1 protein-coding gene is annotated in these 472 nt (G+C 48.9%); it reads right to left on the reverse strand.

The window, feature by feature from the left end:
* Window positions 1-12 precede the first annotated feature (12 nt).
* Window positions 13-472 (reverse strand): hypothetical protein (locus tag AW165_RS18535; protein ID WP_060466688.1); only part of this gene is annotated, 460 nt, incomplete at its 5' end.

Raw genomic sequence — 472 nt, forward strand, 5'->3', positions numbered from 1 at the left:
AACTTGGTGCGCTCATTTAATTGCCTTCATCAATTCTTTTTGAACCAGCTCAGCCTGTTCTTTTTGTTGCTCGTCGCTTAGGTACATAAATGGTCGCCCTGGTACTTTCACTTCATCGGCTCGGATATACAGCACGTAGAACACACCTTTATCTTTGCTCTTGTTGTTGCGGTTAAAACGACTTTTGATTTTTCGACCAATGCCTTTAGCGCCAACAGGTGCTCGCCCCATGACAGAGTTTGGACGCCAGAAAATCTTCCAGCCTTGCGCTTCCAGTCCTGACAACGTCTTGCGAACGCCATAGGCTTCGGTGCGCTTTTTGATACGCTTGTCAGCAGGAATGGTGAGCTTCTGCGCTTTTAACGGTTTCACGATGCCACCGTCATTAATCAGCGGTGCGTGCACCTTATTGGTCCCGATGCGGTATTCCCCTTGACCTGTTTGGTACGTAAGCGAAGCGTACGTCTCACCC

Origin of the sequence: Acinetobacter sp. LMB-5 (assembly GCF_001541635.1) — a bacterium.
GTDB classification, from domain to species: domain Bacteria; phylum Pseudomonadota; class Gammaproteobacteria; order Pseudomonadales; family Moraxellaceae; genus Acinetobacter; species Acinetobacter pittii.